The sequence below is a fragment of the Clostridium hydrogeniformans DSM 21757 genome (assembly GCF_000686705.1).
GTDB lineage: Bacteria > Bacillota > Clostridia > Clostridiales > Clostridiaceae > Clostridium_Z > Clostridium_Z hydrogeniformans.
On record NZ_JMLJ01000022.1, the window covers coordinates 23,959 to 38,274 of the forward strand.

Annotated in this window: 15 protein-coding genes, 2 tRNA genes and 2 rRNA genes; 2 read left to right on the forward strand and 17 right to left on the reverse strand. The window is 29.4% G+C overall.

Annotated elements, in window-relative coordinates:
- Window positions 1-26 precede the first annotated feature (26 nt).
- The 9 genes from BR69_RS0112630 to BR69_RS0112670 all read right to left on the reverse strand — a co-directional run bounded on the left by BR69_RS0112630 (window position 27) and on the right by BR69_RS0112670 (window position 7,295).
- Window positions 27-1,685: a Mur ligase family protein gene (locus BR69_RS0112630; protein ID WP_027633512.1), complete on the reverse strand. Its 1,659-nt coding sequence runs from the start codon at window positions 1,683-1,685 to the stop codon at window positions 27-29.
- A 179-nt stretch (window positions 1,686-1,864) separates the two neighbouring features.
- On the reverse strand, window positions 1,865-2,035 hold the full coding sequence (locus BR69_RS0112635) for a DUF362 domain-containing protein (protein ID WP_027633513.1): 171 nt from the start codon (window positions 2,033-2,035) through the stop codon (window positions 1,865-1,867).
- Window positions 2,036-2,395: 360 nt separating this feature from the next.
- Entirely contained in the window at window positions 2,396-2,599 is a 204-nt protein-coding gene (locus tag BR69_RS0112640; protein WP_027633514.1) for a heavy-metal-associated domain-containing protein, read from the reverse strand.
- Between the two features lie 12 nt (window positions 2,600-2,611).
- On the reverse strand, window positions 2,612-3,517 hold the full coding sequence (locus tag BR69_RS0112645) for a PSP1 domain-containing protein (protein WP_027633515.1): 906 nt from the start codon (window positions 3,515-3,517) through the stop codon (window positions 2,612-2,614).
- Window positions 3,518-3,523: 6 nt separating this feature from the next.
- Window positions 3,524-4,456, reverse strand: coding sequence for a DNA polymerase III subunit delta' (locus BR69_RS0112650; protein WP_051623610.1), 933 nt, complete (start codon window positions 4,454-4,456; stop codon window positions 3,524-3,526).
- 22 nt (window positions 4,457-4,478) lie between these two features.
- Window positions 4,479-4,805, reverse strand: coding sequence for a cyclic-di-AMP receptor (locus tag BR69_RS0112655; protein ID WP_027633517.1), 327 nt, complete (start codon window positions 4,803-4,805; stop codon window positions 4,479-4,481).
- A 176-nt stretch (window positions 4,806-4,981) separates the two neighbouring features.
- The gene (gene tmk, locus BR69_RS0112660) at window positions 4,982-5,608 is read right to left on the reverse strand and encodes a dTMP kinase (protein ID WP_027633518.1); all 627 of its coding nucleotides are present in this window, start codon (window positions 5,606-5,608) and stop codon (window positions 4,982-4,984) included.
- A 53-nt stretch (window positions 5,609-5,661) separates the two neighbouring features.
- Window positions 5,662-7,071, reverse strand: a complete 1,410-nt coding sequence (locus tag BR69_RS0112665; protein WP_027633519.1) for an aminotransferase class I/II-fold pyridoxal phosphate-dependent enzyme — start codon at window positions 7,069-7,071, stop codon at window positions 5,662-5,664.
- Window positions 7,072-7,082: 11 nt separating this feature from the next.
- The gene (locus tag BR69_RS0112670; RefSeq protein WP_027633520.1) at window positions 7,083-7,295 is read right to left on the reverse strand and encodes a sigma factor G inhibitor Gin; all 213 of its coding nucleotides are present in this window, start codon (window positions 7,293-7,295) and stop codon (window positions 7,083-7,085) included.
- A gap of 268 nt (window positions 7,296-7,563) precedes the next feature.
- On the opposite strand from BR69_RS0112670, the gene BR69_RS0112675 reads away from it, so the two are divergent.
- Entirely contained in the window at window positions 7,564-8,718 is a 1,155-nt protein-coding gene (locus tag BR69_RS0112675) for a zinc-binding metallopeptidase family protein (protein ID WP_027633521.1), read from the forward strand.
- An 8-nt stretch (window positions 8,719-8,726) separates the two neighbouring features.
- Here BR69_RS0112675 and BR69_RS0112680 read toward each other — a convergent pair whose 3' ends face one another.
- Complete coding sequence (locus BR69_RS0112680; protein ID WP_027633522.1) at window positions 8,727-9,233, reverse strand: hypothetical protein; 507 nt, start codon at window positions 9,231-9,233, stop codon at window positions 8,727-8,729.
- Window positions 9,234-9,531: 298 nt separating this feature from the next.
- Between BR69_RS0112680 and BR69_RS0112685 the strand changes: the two genes are divergently transcribed.
- Window positions 9,532-10,446 carry a S66 peptidase family protein gene (locus BR69_RS0112685; protein ID WP_027633523.1) on the forward strand — a complete coding sequence of 305 codons (915 nt, stop codon included), beginning with the start codon at window positions 9,532-9,534 and terminating at the stop codon, window positions 10,444-10,446.
- A 15-nt stretch (window positions 10,447-10,461) separates the two neighbouring features.
- On the opposite strand, the gene BR69_RS0112690 is transcribed toward BR69_RS0112685, so the two are convergent.
- From BR69_RS0112690 to BR69_RS0112720, 7 genes are all read right to left on the reverse strand, one after another.
- Window positions 10,462-11,385: an NAD-dependent epimerase/dehydratase family protein gene (locus BR69_RS0112690; RefSeq protein WP_027633524.1), complete on the reverse strand. Its 924-nt coding sequence runs from the start codon at window positions 11,383-11,385 to the stop codon at window positions 10,462-10,464.
- Window positions 11,386-11,460: 75 nt separating this feature from the next.
- A complete protein-coding gene (locus BR69_RS0112695) occupies window positions 11,461-12,345 on the reverse strand; it encodes a LysR family transcriptional regulator (RefSeq protein ID WP_027633525.1) in 885 nt (294 codons plus the stop codon).
- 67 nt (window positions 12,346-12,412) lie between these two features.
- A complete protein-coding gene (locus BR69_RS0112700) occupies window positions 12,413-13,417 on the reverse strand; it encodes a YeiH family protein (protein WP_027633526.1) in 1,005 nt (334 codons plus the stop codon).
- Between the two features lie 235 nt (window positions 13,418-13,652).
- Window positions 13,653-13,726, reverse strand: a tRNA-Cys gene (locus tag BR69_RS0112705).
- A gap of 4 nt (window positions 13,727-13,730) precedes the next feature.
- A tRNA-Phe gene (locus BR69_RS0112710) sits at window positions 13,731-13,806 on the reverse strand.
- Between the two features lie 6 nt (window positions 13,807-13,812).
- Window positions 13,813-13,930: ribosomal RNA gene (gene rrf / locus BR69_RS0112715) — 5S ribosomal RNA — on the reverse strand.
- Window positions 13,931-14,112: 182 nt separating this feature from the next.
- Window positions 14,113-14,316: ribosomal RNA gene (locus BR69_RS0112720) — 23S ribosomal RNA — on the reverse strand; the annotation flags it as partial.

Genomic DNA, 14,316 nt, shown 5'->3' on the forward strand with positions numbered 1-14,316 from the left:
TTTATTTCTAAAAATTTTAAATGAGTTTAGATTTTATCTAATCCTTCTTTTTCTAAATAATTATTTATAACTGGTATTATAACATCTAAACATTGGGTAAATAGCACTATAACTTCATTATCTACTGCATTTTTCATAGCATGAATTATAGCATCTTCTTCTTTATAAATTATACTAATATTATTAAATCCATATATTTCTGCTCCTTGCATTAATAAAGCGGCACTCTGTCCTTTAGCTCTCCCTCTTAAATCATGTTGTTCTCTTATTATTATCTCATCACTATACTGAGCAGCAATAGTTCCTAGTTCTATTATGTATTTATCCTTTCTATCTCCAGCAGCAGCAATTATTGATGTTACCTTTTTAGGCTTTAAATTTCTAGCTATAGAAAACACCTCTTGAAAAGCTTCCCTATTATGTCCATAATCTAATATAATCTTAAAATTCTTTATACTTAATATGTTCTGCCTTCCACTATTGGTGTTTAAATTACAATCAATATGACTTAAGGCTTTGCATATAGTATCTAGTGAAAAAAACTCTTTTAAGGCTGCTATACTACACATTATATTTTTTATGTTACTCTTTGATATGCCCCTATGGCAAAAATCTAATTTATTTATATCACAAAGTTTATGCTCTTCTCCTCCATAAAAATAAGTTATAAAATCATTTTTTATATATAATGCTTCACCATTATTCTTTATGTGATCCTTTATAACAGGATTAAATTCCAAGGAAAAGTAACATATTTTATGTTTATCCTTATCTATATACTTATATATATCTTCATTACAAGGTATTACTGCCTTCCCCCCCTTTTTTAATGCTTTAAAGGTTAAAGACTTAATTCTAGCTAGTTCATCCAAGTCCTTAACACCTGCCATTCCTATATGATCTTCTGAGAGAGAAGTAAAAATCGCCACATCTGACTCAGAATAACCAAGACCTCTTTTAATAATTCCCCCCCTTGCAGTCTCAAGAACAGCTATTTCCGTTTTTTTATTTTCTAATACCATTCTTGCACTAAAATACCCTGTAGTATCTCCAATTTTTATTCTTTCCTCCCCAATATATACCCCACCTGTAGAAGACATTCCACTAGTTACCCCCATTTCTAATATAAGTCTATGTAGTAACCTTGTAGTAGTTGTTTTACCATTGGTTCCTGTAACAGTTATTATTGGTATATTTTCTTTATTATTTCTAACAAAGGAAAGTAACTCTTCTATATTTCCATTAAAATCTCTACTTAAAGTTCTCTCATCTATATTAATTCCTCTAATCCCATATCCTATTTGGAGTGTTCCCTTATTCTTTTCAATGAATGGTATATTCTCACAGATCAAAGCTTTTACAACTTTATCTAACCACAAATCTTTTTTATATAATCTAAGCTTCCTAATTATACCCTTCTTTCTTTCTCCTCTATCTAATGATTCTAATATATTTTTAGCTATATGATTATTAGTGTATGTTAAATAATATATAAATCCCTCTTCTTCACCTTCTACAAGTTCTATATTCTCCTTATACCCTAATCTAGAATTTATCATTATGTATTCATTTATCATTATATATATATCATCTTCACTAATATATTTTTTAAAAATAATTTTAATAATCCTTCTTTTCCCTGCTAGGTTATACCCATCCATAATTTTAAAGGATTCTATAATCATAATAATCACTCCTGTCTAAATAGACTGAACACTAAATCTAATAAGTTATATAATAGTATGAATTATTCCATATGTAAAATATTTCATGGTGATTATTATACCCAGTATTCTAATGTATATTTATAAAATAAAAAAAGAACCATCTATATATTATATAGATGGTTCTTTTAAGAGCTTAATTACTCTTGAACTGGAGCTCCTACTGGGCAAACATTTGCACAGTTTCCGCAATCGATACAAGTGTTAGCATCGATAACGAATATAGCATCTCCTTGACTTATAGAGTTCACTGGACACTCAGCAGCGCAAGCTCCACATGAAACACAAGCATCATTAATAGTATATGCCATACCAAAACACCTCCTAATTTAAAACATAAACTTGTCCACGTTTATTTTATCATGTTTATATTTTTTTTAAAAGGTTTTTTTAAAAATCAATCTGTTTTTTTGTCATCATTATTAACTAGTAAATCTTATTATTCTACAAACCCAGTAGTAAGTTTCCCTTATACTGGATAATTTAATTTTATAATTAAAATAAGATTAAACATACTAAATATCAGTCTGTTTAATCTTATATATACTTAAAATAAATAATTCTAAATTCCATCTATTTTGGGTAACTTACAAATATAACACACTTATAAGACACATAATATATTTATTTTTTCTCTTAAAAACCTATGAAGTTTCCAGAGTTAAAATATATTATATAACTGTATATCCTAGGTTTTCTATTGATTCTATTATATCATCTATGGTAACAAAATAAGTATCAAATATTATTTGGGCTTCACCTTTAACTTTGCTTATTTCACAAGCTATTACCCCTTCGTTACTTGAAATTGCTTTCCTTACTTTATTTATATCCTCCATAGTATTCATGCTACATATTTTTAGTACGGACTTCATGGTATATCCCCCTTAATTCCCCTTAAATAAATCCTTTATAAGTTCCTTATCCTCTGAATCATTTACAACTATTTTAATATCTTCCTCATTAACAGATCCTTCATAACTTCCTGATACTAAGGTTATATCATCAATTTTGTATTCTTCAATATATTCTTCATCATTTCTTCTAAGTTTTACCTTAAGCTTTTCTTTTATTATACTATTTGAAACCACTTCACCTTTACCATATTCTGTTTCAACTATAGATCCAACCTTTGGCATTATCTTTCTTATTTCTTCATATATATCTTGCTCATAATTTAAACAACACATAAGTCTTCCACATATACCTGATATCTTAGTTGGATTTAGGGAAAGATTTTGTTCCTTAGCCATTTTTATTGAAACTGATGCAAAATCTCCAAGGAAAGAAGAACAACATAACGGCCTTCCGCATGGACCAAGTCCCCCTATCATCTTTGCTTCGTCTCTTACTCCTATTTGTCTAAGTTCTATTCTAGTTTTAAATATTGTAGCAAGGTCCTTCACAAGGTCTCTAAAATCAACTCTTCCTTCTGCTGTGAAATAAAATATTACTTTATTATTATCAAAGGTATATTCCACATCTATAAGTTTCATACCAAGTTCATGCTCTGATATCTTCTTTAAGCATATTTGAAAAGCATCTTCTTCTTTTTCTTTATTATTTTTATGTTTTTCAATATCCTCTTCTGTTGATACCCTTAATACATTTTTAAGGGGTGCAACTATATCTTCCTCTGAAACCTCTTTAGGCCCAATTACACACTCTCCAAACTCTATACCTCTTGCTGTTTCAACAATTACATAATTGTCTTTTTTAGCTTCAGTATCTGCTGGATCAAAATAATATATTTTTCCCGCTTTTTTAAAGCGTACTCCTACAACTTTTATCATATTATATTAAACCTCCAATAAGTTAAGTAAAAGAACATCGAAGGTAGTTACTGCATTGACATTCTTTTTTAAAGTATTCCTAGTATCATTTATGTTTTTTATTATATTGTTTAGTTTTTTGAAGGAAAGTTTATTTGAAAGTAGTTTTATGTCTTGAAGTTTGTCTTTATTCAATATAAACTCCTCACTCTCCATATCTTTATATATTAGAATGTCCCGTGAAAAAAATAATATATTATCTAATACCTCATCATAATAATCCTTATAACTACTTGTTATATATTTTACATAATTAACAACTATATTAATATCCTTTGAGGTTATATCATTAAAAAGTTTAACAACAAAATTTCTTATGTCGTTAAATATATTATCATTTAAAAACCTATCTATCCTGCCAGGTATTCCATTACTAAAAGCTAATAGAACATCCTTCTCATCATTTGTAATATTTTTATGATTAAGTTCTATATATTCTAATAACTCATTCCTATTTAATCTATTTAATTTATGTACTTGGCATCTAGATCTTATGGTTTCTAATATGCTTTGTAGATTTTCACATAAAATAATTATGTGTACCCCACTTGGAGGCTCTTCTATAGTTTTCAAAAAAGCATTTTGACCTTGGGTTGTAATTTTATCCCCTTCATATATTATAATTACTTTTTTGTCTCCCTCATAGGGTTTTTTATTTATTTCTTCTATAAGTTTTCTTATATAATCAACACCTATGCTTTTTTTACTAGGTGTAAAGCTCATTATATCAGCATAATCTCTGTCTAATTGTTTCCCTAATATTCTTATTGCAAGTTCTCTTGCAACTACACTTTTTCCTATGCCATCCTCTCCTACTATAAGATGGGCATGAGAGAGTGCATTTTGTTCAACTGCTTTTCTTAAACTTTCTCGTATTGCATAATGTCCTATTACCTTCATAAATAACACTCTCTCCCTTTAATTAAAACTTAACAAATTTATCTACATCAACTACAAATATAGTGGCTCCCCCCACCTCAACCTCAACTGGAAATGGAACATATACTCCCGCTCCCCCTGTTGGAAGTGGTGTAGATACTACTTGTTCTCTTAACTTACATGTATCTTCTATGATACTTATTACATCTTCAACCTTTTCTTCCTCAACTCCTATCATGAGAGTTGTATTACCAGACTTTAAAAATCCTCCAGTGGTAGCCAGCTTAGTCACTCTATAGCTAGCCTCTGTTAAAACATCTATTAAGTCTGCTGAGTCATCATCTTGAACTATTGCAATTATTAGTTTCATAGGGAAACACCTCCTATCTTTTATATACATTTTATCATATTATGAGGCTAAATACATTTTAATTATCTGAAAATTCCTTAATATATATTGACTTAATTATTAAATATATGCTGATCTATTTAATAAAAAATTATATATAAGTCTTATATTAACCTAATAAATACTCAATTAAATACTTATAGTAACCCTTCTACTATTCTTACTGCCTCTTCAAAAACTTCCTCTAAGGTTTTGGAAGCATCTATTTCTACAATCCTATCTTCATATCTATGAAGAACTTCTTTATATCCCTCTCTTACCTTTCTATGGAAATCTAATCCTTCAAGGTCTAATCTATTAACTTCCCTTTGTTTATTTGCATTTATTCTTCTAAGTCCTTCCTCTGGATCTATATCAAAGTATAAAGTCTTATTTGGCATATTTTCATCTATAGCAAAAATATTTATATTATATATGTCATCTATACCTATCCCTCGTGCATATCCCTGATAGGCCAAAGAAGAGTCTATAAATCTATCACATAAAACTATACATCCTTCATTTATTGCAGGAACAACCTTCTCAGTAAGGTGCTGTCTTCTAGCTGCTGCATATAAAAGAGCCTCTGTTCTTGGATCCATATTGGTATTTTTATTATCTAATATAATACCTCTTATTTTTTCTGAAATTTCTATTCCCCCCGGCTCTCTTGTAGTAACACAATTTACACCCTTATTTCTTAAATACTCACTTACCATATGTAAAACAGTTGTTTTTCCAGCGCCTTCTGGTCCCTCAAAAGTTATAAATAATCCCTTTTTCAACTATGTTCTCTCCTAACTTCAATTAAAATGTATATATCTATATTAACATATTGTTATTTAACTACCCATACTTTATAATTTTCCATCCCTAAAATAGTTACATTATCCTCAATAAGTTCACTTAATTTCTCTATTATTCTTTTATTAAACCTTTCCCCCATAATTATCAATGGAATCCCTGGTGGGTAAGGTACAATATTTTTTCCACAGATTTTCCCTTCTGCTTCCTTATAATCCACAGAAGTTTTCCCCATAGTTAATATTTCTTCTGGTTTTATTATTAAATCTGGTATGCTAACCACTTCTATTTTATTATTTTCACTTTTAATATCTTCTATATTACATCTTTCAAGAACCCTGTATATTTCTTCAAATTCCTCTTTTGTATTAAAAGGTGATGGAATTAAGACTACGTTGCTCTCATCACTCATCTCAACCTGCACCTTATTTTTTCTTAAATATTTTAATAGATTATGTCCACTAAATTCCTTTTCTACATTTATTATAATTCTACATGGATCAATTATTATAGACTTATCCTTTAAATTTTTACTACTTAGAGTTTTAAATAAATCTAATTTGTCTATTTTTCCCCTAATATAATCACATTCCTCCTTAAGTTTTTCATATTCTTCCTTACCATCCTCTTCTAAATATGCCCTAGAGAAATCTAAAGACATCATAAATGGGTAAGAAGGGCTAGTACTAGAAAAAGCTGAAAAATAGAAGTCTGTATCCTCCGCTGATATATTATTATTTATATGAAGAAATGCTGTTTGGGTTAAACTTGGTAATGTCTTATGAGCACTCATAACCACCATATCAGCACCTAGATTCAATGGGTTCTCTGGGATTAATTTGCTTACCCCGAAATGTGCTCCATGGGCACAATCTATTAAAACCTTTATATTTCTCTCTTTACACATATCTACTATTTCTTTTAAGTTAATAGATGTTCCGTAGTAGCTTGGATAAGTAAGAACTATCCCCCTTACATCCCTATTATTTTCTAACTCATAACAAAAATGCTCCTTATCTAAAGTTAAAGGAGCATTAAATTCCTCATTGATTTTAAAATTTATATATACTGGATTAAGTTTTCTAAGTATTATCCCATTAAATATAGACTTATGACAATTTCTTTCTACTAAGATTTTATCCCCTTCTTTAAAAGCCGAAAAAATCATTATAAGATTTCCTGAGGTACTTCCATTAACTAAAAAATACGATTTTTTACTTCCATAAAAATCTTTAAGTAATTCTAAGGATTCCTTTATAGCACCTTCTGGATTATGAAGATTATCAAGTCCTTCAACTTCTGTTAAATCTCCTCTTAATAATAAATCATATAAGTTCTTGTATTTTAAAAATCCCCTTCCCATTTTATGTCCTGGCATTGAAAAGGGAGAGTTATTTTCGCCTAAGTATCTTTCCACAGCATTAATTATAGGTGTATTCAACATATCTCCTCCAATTATTTGGATATTTCCTTAATGGAAGTCTCTTTATTTAAATATCTTATTGCTATATGCTTCTTTATTCTATCCTTATAATAATTATAGAAATCTGTATTGTAATATTTTAAGTTAACTATTTTAATTTCACATTTACTACATATACATCTACCGTTTACTATTATACCATCAGTTAGAGGTTTCCTACATAAAATACATAAATTTTTGCCCATAAAAATCCTCCTTATAAGCAAATGATTCTTGGCTTAGTATGGACTTAAGATTCTATCCACCTAAATCCTAAAAGAATCTATCCAGGAGTATAGCTACCACATGATTAATAGCTATTGGATAAAACTCTAACCTAAATTATTACCTTGTACATTATAGTTTATTCACTTACTTTGAAAATCTTGAAAAAATAAATCTACAGTTTTAAACATAAATATATTTTATTTTATAGGATATACTAGCTTTATGAGACAGTAAGGAGGGTTAAATATGAAACAAGAAATCATAACTTATTTATCTACCTGCAAAGATGATTTAATTAATACAGCAAAATATCTATATTTAAATCCAGAAGAAAGCTATAAAGAACATAAATCTTCAAAATATATAATAAATCTACTAAAAAATTATGGATTTCAAGTTGAAGAAAACTTTTTAAACATAGATACTGCTTTTAGAGCTACCTTAGGTAATGGTCACCCTAAAATATGTTACATATGCGAATATGATGCCATTCCTGGTGAAGGTCATATAACTGGTCATAACCTTCTTACGACTATGTCTTTAGGTGGTGCCTTAGGTCTATCTAAGGTAATTGATAAACTTCAAGGATCAATTACAGTTCTTGGATGTCCAGGAGAGTATCTAGGTGGTGCTAAAATTACCATGTGCAAGCAGGATGTATTTAAGGACATAGATATTGTTTTAATGGCTCATCCAGATATAAGGACTAATGAAAGTGGAACCTCAAGTGCTATTTTACCTATAAGTGTAAAATACTTAAAAGAGTCTGATGGCTTATCATATTTAAATACCTATGATTATACTCCATTAGATGCTACTCTCTTAACATTTAATATGGTTAAATCTATTGAAAAAGGATTTTCAAAAGACTCCATAATAAGTGGTGTATTGTCTAGTGGTGGATATACCCCATTACTTATTCCAAAGGAATGTGAAAGTAAATTTTACATTAGAGGTAAAAACATGTCTATTGCCGAGGAAATAAATCAAAAACTTAAGATTATAGTTGAAAGTATTGGAAAACTAATGAGCATGGATCATAAAATTACATTTTATGAACTTCCCTATGAAGAACTTATAACTAGTTCAACTTTATCTAGAATCTTTTCCCATAACCTAAAGGAAAATGGGATTATTCATATAGATCCTCCTATAAATACTAATGCTGGTCTTAGCCTAGGTAGCGTAAGTCATTTAATACCATGTATTCATCCTTATATATCTATAGTAGAAGATTCTAGGATAAAATATGCCACTAAGGACTTTGCTGATGCTACCATAACCCCATATGCTTTAGACATAGCAATAAAAGTTGGTGAAACCCTAGCAACTACAGCTCTTGATCTTATAGAAAAACAAGATTTAATAACTGAATCAAAAAAAGAATTAATGAAAAAGTAGTCTCTATATTACTTAGAGGCTACTTTTTTATTAACTATATTAGTTAGCTTTACTATTAAATTAGAACTTGGTTGAAAATAAAATTTTCTATATGAATTCCCATCTTTATATATACAACAATACTCATTAAATCTAGTTAATGAACAAATATAATATCTTGATGAGGATATATTTAACTTCTTTTTCAATTCTTTTGCTTTTCCTACAAAAACTATATCTTTTAGTTTTATATTTTCTTCAATAGCTTGATGTCTATCTTTTAACTTATGAATTATAAGTTGATCCGCTATTATTGAATACTTATATCTAACCTTACACCTTAAAAATTCAAAAGCCATAAACAATACTGTTATTAAGATAATTAAAGGATCAGTTATGAAACCTATTTTAAAGTTAAAAACCTTAATATTCTCTATTAAATTAGAAAACATAATCATAAGACACATCAAAACTAATACACCAATAATTCTAGGTGTTTTTCTTATTTCTACTATTTCCTTGTACATAGTATTCATAACCTAACTTCCCCCTACAGCTAAATATTCTTCTTACCATAGAGATTATACTAGGCTTTTAATTATTTATCTAATCTGAATCTTGTCCTTTAACCTCTAAATTTATTAATATCAATTATCTATCTTTAATTATCTTATGTTAAATCTCTTTTTCTCTAAGAATCTCCCTATTTCATTTATTTATAATACTATATTTACCATTTTTTATTCATGCTACTATTCATTAGAATAATTAATATTTCTCAATATATTTTCATATATTTATATAAGACTATTAATTTTTGAAAGGAGATAGTTTATGATACCTAAAAGAATTAAGCTAGGTGATACTATTGGAATTCTAGCTCCTGCTAGTGCTGAAGATAGTATTAAAATTGATGAAAAACTTAATTCACTAGAAAAATTAGGATTTAAAATAAAGAAAGCTTCTCATATTTATGATAAGTATGGTTATTTAGCTGGAAGAGATGAAGATAGAGCTTCTGACTTTATGGATATGTTCTTAGATAAAGATGTGAATATGATAATGTGTCTTAGGGGAGGCTATGGCAGTATGCGCATGCTTCCTTTAATTGACTTTAATAAACTTAAATCATGTAATAAAATATTTATTGGTTATAGCGATATAACCCCTATTTTAAATACATTGTATTCTAAGCTTGGTTTAGTTTCATTTCATGGTCCCATGGCAACCACTGATCTTACAGATACCTTTACCCTAGAAAGCCTTTTTAATACCTTAATACATGGAGTAGGATCCTATGACATATGTAATCCTAGTCATATTCCTTTATACTCCTATGGTAGTTCTAACACTGAAGGAATACTAGTAGGTGGAAATCTTTCTTTAATATGCAGTACTCTAGGAACCCCTTATGAAATTGATACAACTAATAAAATTTTATTTATGGAAGAAGTGAGTGAAGATATATATATTATAGATAGAATGTTATGTCAGCTGAAACTTAGTGGAAAGTTAAATAAGTGTCGTGGTTTTATATTAGGTCAATTTAAGGACTGTATTCCTTCTAAAGAAGCTTCCTTCCAATTAGATGAAATATTCTACCATCATATTTTTTCATTAAATAAACCTGTTCTATGGAACTTTATGAGTGGTCACGATAACCCTAAACTTACCCTTCCTATTGGAGCCAAGGTACGTCTAGACATCACCGGTAAAAAAATTTCTGTTCTTCATGGAGTGGTAAAGTAAAAAAGGGCATAAGTTTTACTTATGTCCTTTTTCTATATAATAATTTATAGTCTCTTTTATTCCATTTTCTAATGAATATTGTGGTTTCCATCCACATGCTTCATTTATTTTTTTATAAGTCATATAACTATGCCTTATATCCCCAGCTCTTTCCTCTCCATATACAGGCTTCATATCTTTATTTAATATGTTACATACCATATTAAATAAATCATCTATGGATATCTTTGTATTTGTAGCAACATTATATATCTCATTATCTAATTCTGTTAAAGCTTTTATATTAGCCTCCACCACATCTTTAACAAAGACAAAGTCTCTTGTTTGCTCTCCATTTCCAAATATAGTAGGTACCTCATTTTCAAGGATTTTCTCACAAAATATAGCTACAACGCCGCCCTCTCCTGTAGAATCCTGTCTCGGTCCATATACATTTGCATATCTCATAACCGTATAATTTATATTGTATAGTTCTTTATATACCTTTAAATAATGCTCTAAGGTATGTTTTGTCACTCCATATCCACTCATCATATCTAAGGGATGATTCTCATCTATTGGAAGGTAAATAGGTTCTCCAAATATAGCAGCTGATGCTGGATATATAACCTTTTTTACTCCATATAATCTACAACATTCTAATAAATTAAGTGATCCTATTATATTTATATCCGCATCCTCTATAGGGTTATCCACTGACTTAGGAACACTTATTTGGGCCGCATGATGACAAACAACCTCTGGTCTTTCACTTTCAAATATCTTATTTAACTCTTTATCTCTTATATCTAAATTATAAAACTTTACTTTTGAATTTAAATTTCCCCTCTTTCCGTGAGAAAGATTATCTACCACTACTACATCATGACCATTTTCTATAAATCCATCTACTATATTAGAACCTATAAATCCTGCTCCCCCTGTTACTAAAATCTTCATACTTTCACTCCATTCTAATATCTATGATACTTAAAACATAAGATAATTATAAACTAAATATATTTATTTTTACAACTATTCATTAGTAAATTCTAAAGTATTCATAAAATTTCTCATTGCTTTTGAAATATTTTTATCTTTATGTCTTATAAATAATATATCTCTGTATAGCTCTACTCCATCTATTCTTAAAATATGAAGATTGTTGTTATACTTATCTTTCTCCACACATTGCCTAGATATACATGATATCCCAAGCCCCACTTCAACTATATTTTTTATAGCCTCATTATTTCCAAGCTCCATAAAGATATTATAATCTACATCATGTGCTTTAAATTTATTTTCTATAAGCTCTCTTGTTCCACTTCCAGCTTCTCTTATTATAAACTTTTCTTTAGCTAATTCTTCTTTTTTTATTACGTTCCTATTTGCCCACTTATGAGTCTTAGGTACTATTATAACTAGCTCATCTCTCCAAAATTTATTTACTATTATCTCATCTACTTTAACACTGCCCTCCACTAATCCAAAATCAATTTCATTTTTTAATATTAAATTGCATATATCTTGTGTATTACCAATATGTGTACTTACTTCAACATTACTATATGCGTCTAAAAATCTTCTTATAATTTTAGGAACCATATATACACCTACAGTATTACTGGCACCTATTTTCAACTTTCCCTTATCCGCGTGATTTATATCTTTTATAGATTCTATACCCTCATCATATAAATTAATAATCCTTCTTACATAACTATAAAAAACTTCTCCCTCATAGGTTAGATAAAGTCTCTTACTTACCCTATCAAAAAGTCTTACACCTAATTCCTGTTCTAGCTCGCTTACTGCCTGGCTTATTGAAGATTGACTTATAAACATTTTTTCAGCTACCCTAGTCATATTTAGTACATTAGCAACTTCATAAAATATTCTCATTCTTCTTTCATTCATTTATTATCCCCCCTTAACTATGAACCTTTAATCAAAATATGTAACTTGCCTATATCGTTAATACTAACTATAATAATATAGCTATAAATGTTATTGCAAATATTATCTGAAATATAGATATTAGTAATCCAAAACTTAAGGCTTTAGGACCTTGCTTAACAAGTTCTTCAAATCTTACATTCATACCTATAGCTGCTAATGCTATTATTTCTAAATTTCCGCTAACTCCCTTTAAAGCACCTTCTATCGACTCTGGAATAACACCAAAAGTATTTATTATACTTAATATAAAAAATCCCACTATAAACCACGGAATAGTTATATTAACCTGCTTATTTGCATTATGTTCATCTGTAGCTTCCTCTTTTTTTTCATAGTGACTATTTAACTTACTAAATAAAGTAACTACCACTACCAATAATATTATTCTTAAAATCTTAAATATAGTTGATAAATTTATAAAATCTTCCCCTAAAAAAGCTGCTGATGCAAGAACCTGACCAACGGATTGTAATACTCCTCCTATCATAGCAGAGCTCTTCATCAAATCGCTTGAATAAAGAACTTCTCCTAGGAAAGGTAGTAAAAACATAAGAATTGTTCCTACTAAGTTTACTATTGTAATAGCTATTCCTCTATCCTCTTCCTTTGCATCTATTACTGGAGCTGTTGCTGCTATAGCTGAAGATCCACATACAGCATTCCCTGCCCCCATAAGCATAATAAATTTATTATTAAAATTAAAAAGTTTTCCTAAATATATAGCTATTGCTATTGTGCATATCATCTGAATTACTATAAAAAATATTCCTGAAAAACCTATATTTAATATGGAATATACATTTAATGTTCCTCCCATTAATACAATTGATACTGACAATAAATCTTTTTCACAAAATTTTGTTCCTGATAATAATGTCTTAGATTTTAATATGGTATTACCTAATAATATTCCTAAAAATATGGCTATACTTGCTGCCCCTATGTTAGGTACAAATAAAGATAAAAGCCTTGCTATTATTGTTATAAAAATGCATGCTACAACTCCTGGTATGATATTTTTTATGTTCATAGAATCACCTCTATATAAATATACTACTACAATATATATAAGTAAAATATAATTATAATTATATAATCATAATTATTTACTTATTATTATTTAGAACCTATAATCTTAAAACACTTTTATATACCTTTATCATAACCTTAAGTTTTAAAAATAATATCCTTATGCTTTAATTTACTTTTTATATAATATATTAAAATAAATAAAAAAAGCTAGTAACTTTGTTACTAGCTTTTTGTGGAGGCGCCACCCGGATTTGAACCGGGGATAAGGGTGTTGCAGACCCGTGCCTTACCACTTGGCTATAGCGCCGTGATGGTGGCTCGAGCAGGAATCGAACCAGCGACACGAGGATTTTCAGTCCTCTGCTCTACCGACTGAGCTATCGAGCCATACCAACCTGGCAACATCCTACTCTCCCACTCAGTCTCCCAAGCAGTACCATCGGCCTTTTGAGGCTTAACCATCCTGTTCGGTATGGGAAGGGGTGTTACCCTCAAAAGCATCATCACCAGATATTTTTTCCATCACACTTGTATTATTATATACTAACATTTGTTTAATGTCAATACTTTTTTTGAAAGATTGTTCTTTCAAAATTACACATAGATAAGTTCTCAAAATTTTAATTTTGTTAGAACTTACTACTTCTCAGCTATGCTGATGAAGTTTCATCACCTTTTTCCTAAGTAAATCTATTGGTCAAGCCCTCGACCTATTAGTATGAGTCAGCTAAATACATTGCTGCACTTACACCTCTCACCTATCAACCTCGTGTTCTTCAAGGGGTCTTACTAGCTTACGCTATGGGAAATCTTATCTTGAGGTGGGCTTCACGCTTAGATGCTTTCAGCGTTTATCCCTTCCCGACATAGCTACCCAGCTGTGCCTTTGGCAAGACA